Origin of the sequence: Pectobacterium parmentieri (assembly GCF_001742145.1) — a bacterium.
GTDB lineage: Bacteria > Pseudomonadota > Gammaproteobacteria > Enterobacterales > Enterobacteriaceae > Pectobacterium > Pectobacterium parmentieri.
On record NZ_CP015749.1, the window covers coordinates 935,740 to 951,428 of the forward strand.

General features: G+C 51.9%; 12 protein-coding genes. 8 read left to right on the forward strand and 4 right to left on the reverse strand.

Annotated elements, in window-relative coordinates; all coding sequences use genetic code 11:
- Window positions 1-24: 24 nt before the first annotated feature.
- Window positions 25-1,044 (reverse strand): ABC transporter substrate-binding protein, encoded by a 1,020-nt coding sequence (locus tag A8F97_RS04070; RefSeq protein ID WP_033071721.1) that lies wholly within the window; start codon window positions 1,042-1,044, stop codon window positions 25-27.
- A gap of 414 nt (window positions 1,045-1,458) precedes the next feature.
- On the opposite strand from A8F97_RS04070, the gene A8F97_RS04075 reads away from it, so the two are divergent.
- The 3 genes from A8F97_RS04075 (at window position 1,459) to idi (ending at window position 6,117) form a co-directional block, all read left to right on the forward strand.
- Window positions 1,459-2,805, forward strand: a complete 1,347-nt coding sequence (locus A8F97_RS04075; RefSeq protein ID WP_033071720.1) for an aspartate aminotransferase family protein — start codon at window positions 1,459-1,461, stop codon at window positions 2,803-2,805.
- A gap of 345 nt (window positions 2,806-3,150) precedes the next feature.
- Entirely contained in the window at window positions 3,151-5,457 is a 2,307-nt protein-coding gene (bglX, locus tag A8F97_RS04080; RefSeq protein WP_033071719.1) for a beta-glucosidase BglX, read from the forward strand.
- Between the two features lie 120 nt (window positions 5,458-5,577).
- The gene (gene idi / locus A8F97_RS04085) at window positions 5,578-6,117 is read left to right on the forward strand and encodes an isopentenyl-diphosphate Delta-isomerase (RefSeq protein ID WP_015730801.1); all 540 of its coding nucleotides are present in this window, start codon (window positions 5,578-5,580) and stop codon (window positions 6,115-6,117) included.
- Window positions 6,118-6,192: 75 nt separating this feature from the next.
- Here the strand turns inward: idi and A8F97_RS25340 are convergent, their stop codons facing one another.
- From A8F97_RS25340 to A8F97_RS04095, 3 genes are all read right to left on the reverse strand, one after another.
- Window positions 6,193-6,300 (reverse strand): hypothetical protein, encoded by a 108-nt coding sequence (locus tag A8F97_RS25340; RefSeq protein ID WP_005972753.1) that lies wholly within the window; start codon window positions 6,298-6,300, stop codon window positions 6,193-6,195.
- 91 nt (window positions 6,301-6,391) lie between these two features.
- Window positions 6,392-7,039, reverse strand: coding sequence for a LysE family translocator (locus A8F97_RS04090; protein WP_033071718.1), 648 nt, complete (start codon window positions 7,037-7,039; stop codon window positions 6,392-6,394).
- Between the two features lie 52 nt (window positions 7,040-7,091).
- Complete coding sequence (locus A8F97_RS04095; protein WP_014700516.1) at window positions 7,092-7,925, reverse strand: helix-turn-helix domain-containing protein; 834 nt, start codon at window positions 7,923-7,925, stop codon at window positions 7,092-7,094.
- 214 nt (window positions 7,926-8,139) lie between these two features.
- Between A8F97_RS04095 and dinG the strand changes: the two genes are divergently transcribed.
- The 5 genes from dinG to A8F97_RS04120 all read left to right on the forward strand — a co-directional run bounded on the left by dinG (window position 8,140) and on the right by A8F97_RS04120 (window position 15,689).
- A complete protein-coding gene (dinG, locus tag A8F97_RS04100) occupies window positions 8,140-10,239 on the forward strand; it encodes an ATP-dependent DNA helicase DinG (RefSeq protein WP_014700515.1) in 2,100 nt (699 codons plus the stop codon).
- Between the two features lie 508 nt (window positions 10,240-10,747).
- Window positions 10,748-12,172 carry a serralysin family metalloprotease gene (locus tag A8F97_RS04105; protein ID WP_014700514.1) on the forward strand — a complete coding sequence of 475 codons (1,425 nt, stop codon included), beginning with the start codon at window positions 10,748-10,750 and terminating at the stop codon, window positions 12,170-12,172.
- Between the two features lie 103 nt (window positions 12,173-12,275).
- Window positions 12,276-12,587: a protease inhibitor Inh/omp19 family protein gene (locus A8F97_RS04110; RefSeq protein ID WP_014700513.1), complete on the forward strand. Its 312-nt coding sequence runs from the start codon at window positions 12,276-12,278 to the stop codon at window positions 12,585-12,587.
- A gap of 17 nt (window positions 12,588-12,604) precedes the next feature.
- Complete coding sequence (locus tag A8F97_RS04115) at window positions 12,605-14,332, forward strand: type I secretion system permease/ATPase (RefSeq protein WP_033071717.1); 1,728 nt, start codon at window positions 12,605-12,607, stop codon at window positions 14,330-14,332.
- A 28-nt stretch (window positions 14,333-14,360) separates the two neighbouring features.
- On the forward strand, window positions 14,361-15,689 hold the full coding sequence (locus A8F97_RS04120; protein WP_014700511.1) for an HlyD family type I secretion periplasmic adaptor subunit: 1,329 nt from the start codon (window positions 14,361-14,363) through the stop codon (window positions 15,687-15,689).

The window sequence follows — 15,689 nt, forward strand, 5'->3', positions numbered from 1 at the left end:
AGCCTTTACTGCGAATTCAGACCATTAGCGGCCGATGGATTTTTGCCAGGTTGCCAGGGTAGCGTCACGATCGCTGGCGCTTTTGGTAAAATCCACAGGGTAGAGAACGTGAGTGAGATCGGCTGGCAGACCCGCCATTTGCGCTGCTTTTGACTGTTCAACGCCTGGGATGGTTACGATCTCTTTGTATTTGGTGTACAGCGCGGCGGCATGGCTGGAAAGTGTCCAGTCAAGGAACCGTTTAGCGTCCGGTTTGTTCTTGGCCGCCGCCATCAGGGCGGAGGCTTCCAACTCATAGCCTGCGCCATCGTTTGGGATCACCATTTTGACGGGATAGCCTTCTTCAATTGACTGCATGGCGGCGAAAGCCAGTGACACGCCAATGGCATATTCCCCCGTGCGTGCGGCTTTACACGGGCGTGAGCCTGATTTGGTGTATTGGGCGATATTGCCATCCAGCGACTTCAGAAATTCCCAGCCGTTTTGTTCACCTTTCGATTGTAGCAATGCGGCGATTTGCAGGTACCCGGTGCCGGACGAGACGGGATTTGGCATCACAATCTCCCCCTTATAGATCGGGTTTGTCAGATCCTGCCAGGATACGGGTACGGGAAGATTCTTGGCTTTTAGCGCTTCGGTGTTGACGCAAAAGGCGGCCATATAACCGGTTGCCGCAAACCACTTGTGATCCGGCGCGCGATAAGTAGCGGCGAGGCTGTCACTGCCTTTGGCATCGTAAGGTTCTAATAATGCAGACAGTCGAGGGTCCATCACGCTGGTTACCGCCCAGCCCCAAATGACGTCATGTTGCGGATTTTTGGATTCGGCCAGGATCCGTGGACCAAGGTCACCAGTGGACAAGCGCAGTACGTTAATGGTCAGGTCGGGCAAATCTTTCTTGGCCTGTGCGACGTAATCTTTGATCTCATCTTCTTCCAGTGAGGTATAGACCGTGATGGTGCCAGCGTGTGCGGCAGCGTTAACCAGCGTGGCACAGGTGAACGCAGTGAGCAGACTGACGCGGCGAAATGAAGATCGGTTCATAAATGTTCCCCTACTGTTGTGGAAAATGTTGGCATCGGTATCCCCCTCGTCTCGAACGGAATATCGCTCGCCATGTGCATTTTTGTGTTTATTCCGAGTGGTCTAAAGTTTTAGCACTAATCGTGCCATTTTCTGACCTGATGATATTTATTGTTAAAATTTTAAGTTTAATCAATATGTTGTTGATTTTTTCTGTGCGTAAGATTACTTAAGCAACGAATGGACTGACCGATGTATTGTTTTCTTGACGATTTCATTGCACTTTTTTGGCATTTTCGTGCATCAAAAAAGTGCATTTTTTTGTATTTGTGTATTTTATTGCTTTTGGTGTAGGGTGGGCGTTATCTGAACATGCGCGATGCGTTTTATCTACGTGATACGCAGTCGGGCCACAACCTTGATACAGGAGTCATTATGGCGACACGCTCAACCATCATGGATACCAATAGCTTTCGCACTGAGCATGCGGATGCGCTGGATGAGGACACCCGTAGACTGACGAATAGGCGCACTGAGGTGTTAGGGGATTCTTATCGTTTGTTCTACCGTAACCCGGTGCATCTGGTACGTGGTGAGGGACAATATCTGTGGGATGCTGCCGGGCATAAATATCTGGATGTCTATAACAATGTCGCCAGTATCGGACACTGTCACCCTGCGGTTATCAACGCCGTTCACGAGCAAATGCGTCAGCTCAATACCCATACCCGCTATTTGCACGAACGTATTCTGGATTACTCAGCGGATATTCTCAGCACAGTGCCAGCCGCCATCAATAAGGCGATGTATATGTGTACGGGATCGGAGGCCAACGATCTGGCAATTCGCGTGGCTCGCGCTTATAGCGGAGGGACGGGCATTATTGTGAGCCGAGAAGCCTATCACGGGACCAGTGAGCTGACGTCCGGTGCGTCGCCTGCGCTCGGAAGTGGGCAGCCTTTGGCGGCTACTACGCGTCTTGTGCCAGCGCCCGATCGCTATCGCGTGAATGCGCCCGATCTAGGTGTCTGGTTCGCGCAGCAAATTCAATGGCAAATTGATGATATGGCCGCGAACGGCATCAAATTCGCCGGTATTCTGGTTGATTCCATTTTTTCTTCGGATGGCGTAATGCCGGGGCCGGCTGGCTACCTGAAAGCGGCGATAGAGGTGGTGCATGCCAATGGGGGTATTTTCATTGCCGATGAGGTCCAGCCCGGTTTTGCCCGCACGGGCGAACATTTTTGGGGGTTTGGCCGGCATGGTATTGTGCCCGATGTCGTGACATTGGGTAAACCGATGGGCAACGGCATACCGGTGTCGGCGCTATTGGCAAAAGCCGATGTGTTGGCGGCATTCAGCGATGATATTCCCTATTTTAATACGTTTGGTGGAAACCCGGTGTCGATGGCGGCAGCGCAGGCGGTATTAAACGTTATTCGCGAGGAAGGTTTACAGGAGCATAGCCGCATTGTCGGGGAAAAATTGCAGCGGGAGCTGGCGCTGCTTGCCGATCGCCATACGTGTATTGGCGATGTGCGCGGGGCGGGGCTGTTTATCGGCTTTGAGCTGGTCAGCGATCGAGAAACAAAAACACCGGATAAAGCGCTGGCGCTGGACGTGGTTGAACAACTTCGTGCTGAACGCGTCCTCACATCGGTTGCCGGCCCGCATGGTAATGTATTGAAGTTGCGCCCGCCATTGGCATTTCAGGAGCGTGATATTGACTGGCTGGTCGGGGCGCTCGATCGGGCGTTAAACTTGCAGTCACATCGACGTTAATTCCCTTCAGAGACACATGCGTCGGCAACGGTCCGCCGTATGTGTCGCCATCCCGTATATTTCTTTTCTGTCACCGCCTGGGTTGAATGTTAGTTTTGCGTATCGGCTAGCATTATTCTGCAGTTTTTATTAAATGAAATCTCAATAAATGCACTATATTACGCGCTGTGCATTTGAGTGCGTCGGTGCGGCAACCTTTATCGGGAAGCTTTAGTTGCTTAAGGCAGGGAAGATGTTTTTCACCTTGTCAGAGAAGGGATGTGACCGTCGGAATTTTCAACCTGTCTTGTGCTTCAGCGCGCTGTTCTGACTCTGACGCCTGGATTGACTGGGTCTTTATAACGAATGAAATGGCTTACTTCACTGACTATAGCAATTGGACTTGCCTGTAATCCGGCGTTTGCGCAGGAGTTGACGCCTGTGCCAGCATCAATATCGCCTTCACATCAGCAGCGTGATGCATTCGTCACGGATTTGCTGAAGAAAATGACGTTGGAAGAGAAGATCGGCCAGCTCCGATTGATTAGCGTCGGGACGGATAACCCGAAAGAAGCCATCCGGGAAATGATTAGAAACGGCCAGGTTGGTGCGATTTTTAATACGGTAACCCGCCAGGATATTCGTGCGATGCAGGATCAGGTTATGCAGCTCAGCCGCCTGAAGATCCCCCTGTTTTTCGCCTATGATGTCGTGCACGGTCAACGCACTATTTTCCCTATTGCTCTGGGGTTAGCCTCCAGTTGGGATATGGACGCGATTGCCAAAAGCGCACGCGTAGCGGCTTATGAAGCAACGGAAGATGGCCTGAATATGACCTGGGCGCCGATGGTGGATATCACCCGCGATCCGCGCTGGGGTCGCGTGTCGGAAGGCTTCGGTGAAGACACCTGGTTGACCAGTAAAATTGCCGGTGTGGTAGTCAAATCCTTTCAGGGCGATGACGTCACTGGACGTCACTCTCTGATGACCAGCGTCAAACACTACGCGCTTTATGGTGCGGTTGAAGGTGGGCGCGACTATAACACCGTAGACATGAGCCCTCAGCGCATGTTCCAGGACTATATGCCGCCTTACAAAGCTGCGATTGACGCGGGTAGTAGCGGCGTGATGGTGGCGCTGAACTCTATCAACGGGACACCGGCCACCTCAAACAGTTGGTTGCTGAAGGATGTGCTACGCGATCAGTGGAATTTCAAAGGTATTACCATTACCGATCACGGTGCGATTAAAGAGCTGATTAAGCATGGCGTTGCCAGCGATCCGCGCGATGCGTCACGTCTGGCGCTTAAATCTGGTATCGGGATGAGCATGAGCGATGAGTATTTCGTGCGCTATCTGCCAGAGCTGGTGAAAAGTGGTGCGGTGAGCGTGCAGGAGATCGACGACGCCTGTCGTCAGGTCTTGAACGTGAAATATGATATGGGGCTGTTTGAAGATCCGTATCGTCATTTGGGCGTCGCGAGTTCCGATCCGGTAGATACCAATGCGGAAAGCCGCTTACATCGCCTGGATGCGCGTGATGTGGCGCGTAAAAGTCTGGTGCTGTTGAAAAACCGTCTGCAAACGCTGCCGCTGAAAAAGCAGGGCACGATTGCCGTCGTGGGGCCATTGGCTGACAGCCAGCGCGATACCATGGGCAGTTGGTCTGCGGCTGGCGTAACGAAACAGACGATTACCGTTTATCAAGGTCTGAAGAATGCCGTCGGTGATAAAGCCACGATTCTCTATGCCAAAGGTGCCAACGTCAGTAATCACAAAGGCATTATCGACTTCCTGAATCAGTATGAAGATGCTGTGCAGGTGGATAAACGTCCACCGCAGGTGATGATCGATGAGGCCGTAGACGCCGCGAAGAAGGCGGATGTGGTGGTTGCGGTTGTCGGTGAGGCTGCTGGGATGGCACATGAGGCATCCAGTCGCTCGAATATCGATCTGCCACAAGGCCAGCGCGATCTGATTGCTGCGCTGAAAGCCACGGGTAAACCGCTGGTGCTGGTGCTGATGAACGGTCGCCCTCTGGCGCTGGTGCGTGAAGATCAACAGGCCGATGCGTTGCTGGAAACCTGGTTCAGCGGTACGGAAGGCGGTAATGCGATTGCCGATGTGCTGTTTGGTGACTATAACCCATCAGGCAAGTTACCAATGTCCTTCCCGCGTTCTGTCGGACAGATTCCGATTTATTACAATCACCTGCCGTCAGGCCGTCCTTACACGCCGGAAAACCCAGGTAAATATACCTCTCACTACTATGATGAAGCTAATGGGCCGCTATATCCGTTCGGTTACGGCCTGAGCTATAGCACGTTCAGCGTGTCGGACGTGCGTTTGTCCAGCCAGACCATGAAGCGTAACGGCACGATCGATGCCAGCGTGACGGTGAAAAACACCGGCAGCCGCGCAGGGGAAACGGTTGTACAACTGTATCTGCACGATGTGGTGGCTTCCATTAGCCGTCCGCTAAAAGAGTTACGTGGCTTTGAGAAAGTGATGCTACAACCGGGAGAGTCGCGCACGGTTACCTTCACGCTCGATCAGGATGCGCTGAAGTTCTACAATGCCCGAATGCAGCAGGTGGTTGAGCCCGGTAAGTTCGACGTCATGATCGGTCTGGATTCACAGCGTGTGAAGAGCGACAGCTTCACCTTACTATAAATAGGCCAATCCGCCGCCGGTGTTTCCGGCGGCGAATGTACGAATGGTTATTACCGAAATGCAGTGTGATTTTCGAACTAAAGCGTGATTACCGGAGGATAAGGTTTGCAGGAGGAAGGTATGCCGTTGACTGAAGTCGTGCTGGTTGATGAAAATGATAAGCCAACGGGCGTCATGGAAAAGCAGGAAGCGCACGTAAAAGGCGCGTTACACCGTGCGATTACTGTCTATATTTTCAACTCTCGTCAGCAGTTGTTATTACAGCAGCGGGCAGAAGCGAAGTATCACAGCGGCGGTTTGTGGAGCAACACCTGTTGCAGTCACCCAGCCCCCGGTGAGGAGACGTTACAGGCGGCACACCGCCGTTTGTATGAGGAAATGGGGTTACGCTGTGCGCTGACGCCGATGTTTACGCTGACCTATCGTCTGCCGCTGGATAACGGGTTGATTGAGCATGAACTGGGGCATGTATATTTTGGCGTGACGGACGACGCTCCGCAGATCAATCCCGATGAAGTGTCGAGCTATGAATACCAGTCGATAGATGCGATCGCAGGGCGGATGATGGCAACACCTGAGCAGTTTACGGCCTGGTTCCAACTGACTTTCGCGCGTATTCCTGAGTACTGGCAGGCGTTCAAATCTGAGCCATCACGGTAGCCTGAATTGCCGCGTTTCCGTGCGGCACTGTTCGTGCACTACGTGCCGTAGAGGCAGCGTTGTGGGTCGAAAGCCTTAGCCCGCGTGCTCGATAATAATGTAGCCCACCAGCATCATGCCGGACATACCGCCTAAGGCGAGAAAGGCAAAAAGACCGATAATGCCGATTTTTTGAAGAGTCATCAGGTTATCCTTTTGTTAACTGCTCCGAATTATAATGCCTTCCGCTCATGAAACAAGGCCGAAACGCCCCTCGTTTTTTAAATACACTTTATTACCAAAATAAAAGCAGCAGGCCGAAAAACAGTAAAATGACGCCAGCACCGCGTTCAATCGGATTAATCCAGCGCGTTAAACGCTGCTGAACTCGCGGACTTGCGATCAGCGCCGCGATTAGCAGATCCCACACCAGAACCACAGAAAACATCCAACTACCGCTGACAACGTGCTGAGAAGGCGTCACATTTTGTCCAAGAATGCTGGTCATCAGGCTGATGTAGAACAGCATATTCTTGGGATTCAACAGCGCAGAACCGAGCCCCAACATAATTTGTTTACGCAGCGTTGGGCAACGGTTTGACGAGGTTTCCGCCTGAAAGGACGGAATAGAACGGCTTTTTAGTAACTGGTAGCCAATCCAGATCAGGTAAGCCGCGCCAGCCAATTCGATAGCGGTAAAAAGCATCGGCGAGTGCTGAATACCTGCCCAACCTATCGCCGCCAGCAGGATATAAATGCCATTGCCTAACGCGATACCCAGACAGATTCCCGCACTGCCGCGCAATCGGTAGCGAATGGCGTAGGCCGTCAGCAGAAAGAAGTCTGGGCCTGGGCTTAGTAGCGCCACAAAATGTGCCAGCGCCAGCGCAGGAAAATGAGCGGGAAAGAGGGAGTCGGCGGAGAAAAGGGGATTGATAAACATCAGATTTCTGACCTCGATAAGTAATCGAAGCCAGTCTAGACAAGGTGTTCGGCTATTTATTGTCAAATATTGATCGCGCGTACTGACCCGGTGTCGCAGCGGTGTATTGCACAAACGTTTTGTGGAAATGGCTTTGATCGCAGAAGCCGCTTTGATAGCTGGTATCCACCAGCGGTGTACCTTGTTTCATCAGCGATTTGGCATACTCAATGCGGGCATTATTAAGGAATGCCATCGGTGTAATGCCGGTATCGTGACGAAACTGTCGCACGATGGTTTCGCGTCGTAGATTTAGCTCATCTGCCAGCGTTTCCAGCGAGGGGGACTCTTGCAGATTATTCAGCAGACGCTCGCGGACGTGTCGTGTTGTGGCTTGCGGTGCCGGATGGGGTAATGCAGGTTCCGGTAGACAATATTGCCGCCAAATAGGCTCAAGCATCGCTTTGAGTTGGTTGTCTGCTGATGTGATTTCACCCTGATACAGCAGGGTGACTACGTGCTGATAGCGCATAAACAGCGTCGGATCGCGTAGAACGATACGGTTGCAACGTAAGCTGTCTGCCTGATAACCACAATGTGTTGCGATCTGGTCGAGGCACCACTCAGTATCCAGATAAAGCATGCTGTAGCTGCGCGTTTTCCCTGGAAGCGGGTTACAACTGTGCGGTTGCTGGGGATCGATAAAGATCAGATCGCCAATCTGTAAATGATGAACATCGTTGCGATAATGGCAAAGCGTCTCGCCGTGTTCGATCGCCCCAATCGAGAATTGCGCATGGCTGTGTGTTTTATAGGCTTGATTGCTGTTGCGCGTAGTGCGGCTTTCAACATGCGGTAAGCGTGGTGAAAACCAGTACGATTGGTTAATGGTGTGGACCGAAGACATAATTTACCGAAGCTGTTGTTTACCTAAGATCGCGTTTACCGCTCGCGACAAAGACCGTGTTTGATAAAAATACGTGTTTGATAAAAAGAATAGCTTACCCTAATCGCTGTACGGAAGATTGTCGAGGCTGGAATCATCATCAATATGATATCGGCTGACGTCGCCGGGCGTCTGTGGGACAATGGCGGCCAGATTACGCAGATACAGAGTATGCATGACGCTGTCCCCCGCAATAAAATTGCAGATTGGTCAATGGTATAAGGCCCTGCAAGAGCAAATTCCGGATTTTATTTCCCGCGTTCCCCAGCGACAGATGATTGCCGAAGTGGCGAAAACGCTGGCGGGTGATTACCCGCGCCATCTGGCTATTGAAGCACCAACCGGCGTCGGGAAAACGCTTTCTTATCTTATTCCGGGGATTGCGGTAGGGCGTGCGGAGGACAAAACGCTGGTGGTCAGTACCGCGAATGTGGCGTTGCAGGATCAGATTTACAGCAAAGATTTGCCGTTGTTGCAGAAATTTATTCCCGAACTGACATTTACCGCCGCATTTGGCCGTCGTCGTTATATTTGCCCGCGCAATCTGGCGATGCTGGCAACCGATCCCGATGCGCAGGGGGATTTACCGCTCTTTCTGGATGACGAGCGGGTGTCTGCCAGTAAGGAAGAAGAACGCATCTGTGTAAAGCTTGAAAAAGCGCTGCAAGGCCACGCCTGGGACGGGTTGCGTGACCATTATCAGGATTCGATTGACGATAGCCTGTGGCAGAAATTGTGTACGGATAAAGCAAACTGTCTTGCGCACAACTGTCATTACTACCGCGAGTGCCCCTTCTTTATCGCGCGGCGTGAGATCGAGCAGGCCGATGTGGTCGTCACTAACCATGCGTTGGTGATGGCGGCGATGGAAAGCGAGTCGGTACTTCCTCCCCCGAAAAATTTACTGCTGGTGCTCGATGAAGGGCACCACATTCCCGACGTTGCCCGCGATACGCTGGAGATGTCCGGCGATATTCATCCCGCCTATATGATGGCGCAACTGGAACAGTTGGTGCAGCTCATCGGGCAGTGTATGGCGCAATTCGCGCCTAAATCTCCACCGCGGCTCGCTAACAGTGAACGGTTAACCAGCCATTGTGAGGAAATCCGCGAGTGTGTGCTGTCTTTCTCACAAATGTGCGCGCTGTTTTTGCCACATGACGGGCAGGAAACCGAATACCGTTTTGCGATGGGAAAAATGCCCGATGAAATGCGTGAACTCTGTGTGCGATTGTTTAAGCTGACCGACACGCTGCGGGCGTTGGTGGAGTACATGCTTAACGATCTCAGTGAGAAAACCGGCAAGCATGATGTGGTGCGGGTCTATCACGCGTTGCTGAAAATGAGCCGCCAGCAGGGGTATCTAGAATCTCTAGGGAAACTGTGGCGGCTGGCGGCGATGGAGAAATCCTCTAATGCGCCAGTTTCCAAATGGATAACGCGTGAAATGCGTGATAACCAGGCGCATCTTCACCTGCACTGCGCGGGGATCCGCGTCTGCGATCAGCTTGAAAGGCTGTTGTGGGATAAGGTGTCACACGTTGTGGTGACCTCAGCAACGCTGCGATCCCTAAACAGTTTTGCGCGAATACAGGAGCTTTCCGGTCTGAGCGAGCAGGAAGGCGATACGTTTATTGCGTTAGATTCACCGTTCAACCACCGTGAACAGGGGCGTCTGGTGATCCCTAAAATGCGTCATGAACCTCTGATGGAGTCTGAAGCGCAACATATTGCTGAAATGGCGCAATTTTTCCGGGCAGAATTACAGCAGGATAAACATAAAGGTATGCTGATGCTGTTTGCCAGCCAGCGTGCCATGCAACTCTTTCTGACGCAGGTTACCGATTTACGCCTGATGCTACTGGTGCAGGGAGATAAGCCGCGCTACAGGCTGGTCGAGCTACATCGCCAGCGGGTACAAGAAGGGCAGACCAGCGTGCTGATTGGCTTACAGTCGTTTGCGGAAGGGTTGGATCTGAAAGGCGAACTGCTTTCTCAAGTACATATCCACAAAATCGCGTTTCCACCGATCGACAGCCCGGTGATTTTGACGGAAGGCGAATGGCTAAAAAGCCTCAAACGACACCCGTTCATCGTACAAAGCTTACCCAGTGCGTCGTTTAACCTTATCCAACAAGTTGGGCGCCTTATCCGCAGCCATGACTGTTTTGGTGAAATCGTCATTTACGACAGGCGACTGCTGACAAAAGGCTATGGCGCACAATTGCTGGCGGCACTGCCCGTTTTTCCGATTGAACAGCGGGATATGCCATAACGAGTTTTTATATATCCGTCCGCCGAATAAGGGGGTAATTAGTCCCTATTTTGCGCTATATTTTTTTATTCTTATTTGTTAGATTTGTGTTGGAACAGCAAGGACGCCGTTAATACAGGTGACAACTTATGTCATTACGTAGCGCGGTTTTGTCAACCAAGGACAGGTACGATGATAAAAATGAATGCCATTAATAAAAAACCTTTCCTTTTCAATAGTGAATGCTGTTTGATATCCGCTTGTTTTGCTTTCTCTCTCTACATCGATAATAAAAATTAGTCATCATTACCTTATTATTTATCATTTTATAATAACGAAAATAATTAGCACCTTTCCTGAATTATTTCCTTATGGAGATAATTTTTTGTTTATATAATTTTTCGTATATAAATAATTTTGGATTAATTGTATCCCGCCAAGAGACCATGAGTTCGCGGCGAATGCAAAACACATGCACGAAGGGATTTAGGATTCTGATCATCCCGATCAGACTTATGGAGAAGAAAAGATGGCTTTACGAGATGACGATACCTCAGTATCTGCATTGCATGCCGCGGGTACAGGGTATAGCGATGTGTACGATCTGTATAATTACCACTCCCGTGGTGAAGGACAGCTTAATGGCAAACCCTCGTTCACCAGCGATCTGGCAGCGAAGGAAATTGTCCGTGACGGTCTGACCTGGAATGGAACGAACGTATTTGGTAAATCCGCTAATTTGACCTATTCGTTCTTACAGAACGTGAAGTCTATCCCTTCTGGCGATCAGGGTTTTGTGAAATTCAGCGCGGCTCAGGAACATCAAGCCAAACTGTCTCTGCAATCATGGTCAGATGTCGCTAACCTCACGTTCACCGAGGTGAGTCCCACCCAAAAAGCCACCATCACGTTTGGTAACTACACCCGTGATTCAAGCGGTAAGATGGACTACGATACGCAGGCTTACGCTTATATGCCGGGTAACCACTCTGCTGCAGGCAGCGCCTGGTTTAACTACAACGCCGAGACGGTGCGTGACCCGACGACGGAATACGGTAAGCAGACGCTGACACATGAAATCGGTCATGCGCTAGGCCTGAATCACCCTGGTTCTTACAATGCGGGTGAAGGTGATCCAACCTACCGTGATGTGACTTATGCAGAAGATACACGCCAGTTCAGCCTGATGAGCTACTGGAGTGAGCAGAACACCGGGGGGGATTTCCAATGGCACTATGCCGCAGGCCCGCTGATTGATGACATCACTGCGATCCAATATCTTTACGGCGCAAATATGAACACGCGTACCGGTGACACGGTATACGGTTTCAACTCCAACGCCGATCGTGATTTCTACTCAGCGCATAGCAACAGCGATAAGCTGATCTTCTCCGTTTGGGATGCGGGTGGTAATGATACGTTTGATTTCTCTGGTTACCGAGACGATCAGCGTATCAACCTTACTGAAGGAGGGTTCTCTGATGTTGGCGGCCTGAAAGGTAATGTTTCCATTGCCCACGGTGTTACCATCGAAAACGCCATTGGCGGTTCCGGCAACGATATTATCATCGGTAACGATGCGAATAATATTTTGCAGGGTGGCGCGGGCAATGACGTCATTTACGGCGGCGGCGGTGCCGATATACTGACCGGCGGTGCGGGCAAAGATATTTTTGTCTATGCCAGCGCGAGCGATTCTTCCTATAAATCAGGTTATGACATCATCACGGATTTCCAACGCGGTATCGACAAGATCGACCTGTCTGCGTTGAATCCAAATAAAGATTTGCATTTTGTCGACGCTCTTACCGGGCTTGGCAATGAAGTGCTGCTTGACTGGGATGCGGGTAGCAACACGACCAATCTGTGGTTGAATTTTGCAGGCCAGACCACACCAGATTTTGTTGTACATATTGTTGGTCAGCCATCTGCGGCAACCGATTTTATCGTGTGATGTAGCGAGGACGGGGCAACCCGTCCTTTTCTGTTATCAACCTGGGGCCTCTATGAAAAAGTTAATCATCGCGGCGCTGTTAAGTGCAATAAGCGGAGGATGTATGGCAAGTAGTCTGAAATTGCCTTCAGCAAGTGAGCTAAGCGGCGTATGGCAATTGCGTGGCGGGGAGCAGCAGTGTGAGGTTGTGCTGCACAATACGCCGTTAGTGGACAGCACCTGGCGTCTTGACGGTGATGCCCAATGTTTAAAAGTGCTGTTATCCGAGGTGCCAGCAGGGTGGCGGCCGACGCCGGACGGTATCACGCTGACGAAAGCGCAAGGTCAGACAGTGGCGTTCTTTAGCAAGGAAAAAGAGGGCTATACGCTAATATTGCCTGATGGCGGTACACGCACAATGCACAAACAGCCCTGACAGGAGAGACAAACGCAGTGAGTCAACTAGCAGATAAGGAACGTTCGTTGTTGAGTATACTGCGTCCTTTCCGGCGCAGCTTCTGGAGCATTGGGATTTTTAGCGCCATCGTTAATATCCTGATGCTGTCGCCTTCTCTTTATATGCTTCAGGTTTACGATCGTGTACTGGCGTCGGGGAATGGTACGACGTTGCTGATGCTGACCTTGCTGATTGCCGGGCTGGGAATATTCATGGCGGCGCTTGAATGGGTGAGGAGCCTGGTTGTTGTCCGACTCGGTACGCGGATCGATCTGCAATTGAATCAGCAGGTATTTAACGCCGCATTCGAGCGCAATCTGGAAGCCGGTGAGGCAAAAGCGGGGCAGGCGCTGAACGATCTCACGCAACTGCGGCAGTTTATTACGGGCAATTCACTGTTTGCTTTCTTCGATATTCCCTGGTTTCCCTTCTTTTTATTGGTGCTGTTCCTGATCCATCCGGTTCTCGGCCTGCTGGCACTGGGGGGAACGGTGGTACTGGTGCTGCTGGCCTGGCTGAACCAGTATCTCACCACGTCGACATTAGAAAAGGCTAGCCACGAGGCACTGCAGGCGACCCATCTTGCGGATACACAACTGCGTAATGCCGAGGTGATTGAATCGATGGGCATGTTGCCTAATTTACGTCGCCGTTGGCTGGGGCAACACTATCGCTTCATTACGCTGCAAAATTTAGCCAGCGAACGGGCTGCGGTTGTTGGGGCGGCATCAAAACATTCTCGTATTTTTCTACAATCGCTGATGCTTGGTGTGGGGGCGCTGTTGGCAATTAAGGGCGAAATCACGCCGGGGATGATGATCGCGGGGTCAATTCTTGTCGGGCGAGTGCTAAGCCCTATCGATCAGTTTATCGGTATTTGGAAACCGCTGAGCAGTGCGCGACAAGCATGGTATCGACTGAATCGAATTATGACCGCTTATCCGCCCAGAACCGAGACAATGGCGTTGCCTGCACCAGTGGGGCAGCTTAGCGTCGAGAACGTGTTATTGCAGACTCTGCAAGGGGCGTCACGATTGCAGGACATCCATTTCTCTCTTCTGGCGGGGGAAACGTTGGCAATTCTGGGCGCATCGGGTTCGGGTAAATCAACACTGGCACGTCTGCTGGTCGCGGCGCAAACGCCAACGCGCGGCAAGGTTCGGTTGGATGGCGCCGATCTCAGCCAGGTGGATAAAGCGGCGTTTGGTCCGGCAATGGGTTACCTGCCACAGGATGTGCAACTGTTTAAAGGAACGTTAGCGGAAAATATTTCCCGTTTTGGCGAGCATGACGCGGAAAAGATTGTCGCGGCGGCGAAGCTGGCTGGTGTTCACGATATGATCCTTAGTCAGCCACAGGGATATGACACCCCCCTTGGGGCTGACGGCAACGGTCTGTCGGGCGGGCAGCGGCAGCGTATCGCCTTGGCGCGTGCGGTGTATGGTGACCCCTGCCTACTGGTACTTGATGAGCCAAATTCCAGCCTCGACAACGAAGGGGAACTCGCGCTGGCGCAGGCGATTTCCCACCTTCAGAAGCGGGGGGCGACGGTGGTATTGATTACCCATCGTCCAGCATTAACCACACTGGCGCATAAGATTCTGGTTCTCAATCAAGGCAGGCAACAGCGCTTTGGGCCTGCACGCGACATTTTGAGCGAATTGCAGTCGCGCCGCGCCGCAAACCAAGCGCAAATGACACCTTCTGCCGCTGTCCAGCAGTAACAGGGAATGAGAGAAAACAGGGAAAGACATGTCCGCATTTGAATTAAGCGAAGAGAATATGAACCAGACGGCGCGGCGCGATGAAAAACGTGCGGTACGCCTGGGGTGGCTACTGGTGCTTGCTGGGTTCGGCAGTTTTCTCCTGTGGGCGCTGTTTGCACCGTTGGATAAGGGCGTCATGGTGAATGGCAGCGTCGTGATTTCCGGTAATCGCAAGGTTGTACAGCACAATCAGGGCGGCATTGTCGATAAAATTCAGGTGAAAGACGGCGATAGCGTTGAGGCTGGGCAGATCCTACTAACGCTGAATGAGGTTGATGCGCGTTCGGCGAGTGAAGGGCTGGATGGTCAGTATTTACAACTGGTGGCGCGGGAAGGTCGGTTGCTTGCTGAGCAGCAGCGCCTGAATGACATGGTGATGACGCCACGTCTGCAACCGATAGCGGAAAGACCTGAGGTGAGCGTAATTACGGCATTGCAGCGCGATTTATTGCGCAGTCGTCAGCAGTCGCTCAAGCTTGAAGCTGAGGGGATGCGTACCAGTATCGCGGGCATGGAGGCGTCGCTCAGTGCCCAGCGTCAGGTGATGTTCAGTAAGCAGAAACAGCGCGGAACGTTGGAACAACAGTTGGAAGGGTTACGTTCACTAGCAGCAGAGAACTACGTACCGCGCAATAAAATGCTGGAGAATGAACGTCTGCTGGCGCAGCTTAACGGTGATATCGCGCAACTGGCGGGAGATATTAATCGCACCCGCCATGATATTGAGCAGCAAACGCTGCTGATCGCCCAGCGCCAGCAGGAGTACGACAAAGAGGTAAACAGCGAGCTGGCAGAGGTGCAGGCGTTGTTGAGCGATGTGGGTAGCAAGAAAGAGAAGGCTGATTTCAATCTGGCGAATATACAGATACGTGCGCCAGTTTCCGGTACGGTGGTCGGGTTGAAAGTGTTTACGGAAGGCGGTGTGATTGCTCCGGGGCAGACGCTTCTGGAGATCGTACCGGACGACCAGCCTTTGCGAGTGGATGCGCACCTTCCCGTTGAATTGGTCGATAAAGTCTGGCCGGGGCTACCCGTTGAGCTTCAGTTTGTAGCGTTTAATCAAAGCACGACGCCGCGCGTGGCGGGGACCGTCGAACTGCTGTCCGCCGATCGCCTGCTTGATGAGCGGGACGGTTCTCCCTATTACAGCCTACGAGTGATGGTGGATGATGAGGGGAAACGTGCGCTGGAAGGGTTGGAGATTAAACCCGGTATGCCGGTACAAGGGTTCGTCCGTACCGGAGAACGGTCGTTCGTCAATTATCTCTTTAAGCCTTTAATGGATCGCCTGCATCTGGCATTAACGGAAGAGTAA